The sequence below is a fragment of the Paenibacillus alba genome (assembly GCF_013204855.1).
GTDB classification, from domain to species: domain Bacteria; phylum Bacillota; class Bacilli; order Paenibacillales; family NBRC-103111; genus Paenibacillus_E; species Paenibacillus_E alba.
In genome coordinates this window covers 1-1,753 of sequence record NZ_JABMKZ010000087.1, presented here as the reverse complement: position 1 = coordinate 1,753, position 1,753 = coordinate 1, and the positions used below count along the sequence as shown (strand labels likewise).

Here is a 1,753-nt window from a genome sequence, read left to right as displayed (position 1 = left end):
CGCACCATAGTTGATCGACCTTCCTCACCCAGCCGTAGTAGAAGTATTGACGGATTTTATCCATTTTCATCCTCTGTGGTGCAGCGCTGGTCTTGCGCTGCATGAACGGCTAACGGGCAGGTTAGTTACAAATAAAGGAAATAACTCTAATGTAGAGAATAACTTCATAAAACACTTTTGGGGGTATTCATTTGTGGATATCGAATGAAGTAATTCGCGGGTTTCCACCTGATTTTAAAGTGAAGTATAGATTTTTTACGCAAGAAGAAGGAGGTAGGAAAATACTTCCTCGACAAGGATATAGAAGTGATTTTGCTTTAGAAGATGATTTTTTAAAGACAGGGATTGAGTTGAGAGTCATTCACCCAGAGTTCGAAGATGAGAACGGAGAAATAATTATTAATGAGACACGTTCAGTATTAGAATTAGGCACCGCTAGAATGTGGATATTATTTCCTAAAGCACGAAAGGAAAGACATATTCATGACATCAAAGTAGGACTTAAAGGATATTTCATGGAGGGACCAAGACGTGTTGCTGAAGCCGAGATTATTGAAATTATCGGTTTATTCACAAATCCTAGAACTGAGTAGAGATAACTTAAATGAAAAATTAGTTTCTTCTCGAATAATAAGAATATGGCAAAAGTTAATAAGGCTTTGGCAAGAGGTGGATTATGTTAGGTGCTGTTATAGGGGATGTAATTGGTTCAGTCTTTGAGTGGCATAATACCAAATCTACTGAGTTTAAACTCTATGATAGGTTCACGAGATTTACAGATGATACTGTTTTAACAGTAGCCATAGCTGATGCTATTCTAAACAAGAAAAAACAAAGTAATAAGCTGTTTGATTATTACGCAAGCAAGAGATTATATGCTAATAAATTAAGGCAATACGCTAGATGGTATCCTAACGTTGGGTATGGTCAAAAGTTTGAGGAATGGGTTTTGAGTAACAACCCCAAACCATACAGAAGTTATGGAAACGGATCAGCTATGAGAGTGTCCCCAATAGGATTTGCCTTTAGCTCTTTAGAAGAAGTGATGATTGAGTCCAGAAGATCAGCATTAGTAACCCACAATCATAGGCAAGGTATCATTGGTGCTCAAGCCGTAGCTTGTGCAGTCTTTCTAGCGAGAAATAATAAATCAAAAGATGAAATTCAATCATTTATTCAGCAGAGATTCAAGTATAATCTCAAGCAAAGACTAGACGACATAAGGCCAAACTATGCTTTTGATCCAAGCTGTCAGGGGTCGGTCCCACAAGCGATAATTGCATTTTTAGAATCAACAGATTTTGAAGATGCGATTAGAAAGGCTATATCAATTGGTGGAGACAGTGACACGATAGCTTGTATTACAGGTGGTATTGCACATGCTTACTATAAGGAAATACCAAAGGATATTATATCCGAAGTAATGCTAAGACTCGATCTCAAGTTAAGGCAAATAATTGGATTATTCAATGACAAGTACAACATTTCAGTATAAATGTCTGGTGACAAGAAAATAGTCCGATTAATATCCGCTTAAATGGCGGCTTTTTTATTTGATCCGATTGCCGATCTAGTCGAAGAATATCTCGGGTTGCCAACAAAGTCACATAATAAATATATCGTGGGGCATTAAACTACCATGAAAATTAGAAAGCTGGCAGTCGAAGAAAAAGACATCACTAAATAAGACGCGGCTCAGTCTCTTTTAAAAAAATTGCAGCGCATAGGATTTGCGTAATCCGTAGATCAGGAG

General features: G+C 37.4%; 2 protein-coding genes. Both read left to right on the top strand.

What is annotated here, in order from left to right; all coding sequences use genetic code 11:
- Positions 1-191 precede the first annotated feature (191 nt).
- Positions 192-593, top strand: a complete 402-nt coding sequence (locus tag HQN90_RS37960) for a hypothetical protein (protein ID WP_173227982.1) — start codon at positions 192-194, stop codon at positions 591-593.
- An 83-nt stretch (positions 594-676) separates the two neighbouring features.
- Positions 677-1,495 carry an ADP-ribosylglycohydrolase family protein gene (locus HQN90_RS37955; protein WP_173227981.1) on the top strand — a complete coding sequence of 273 codons (819 nt, stop codon included), beginning with the start codon at positions 677-679 and terminating at the stop codon, positions 1,493-1,495.
- The last annotated feature ends 258 nt before the right edge of the window (positions 1,496-1,753 follow it).

Excerpts from the sequence above, each read along its gene's own strand:
- HQN90_RS37955 (WP_173227981.1), top strand. The coding sequence starts at position 677 with ATGTTAGGTGCTGTTATAGGGGATGTAATTGGTTCAGTCTTTGAGTGG.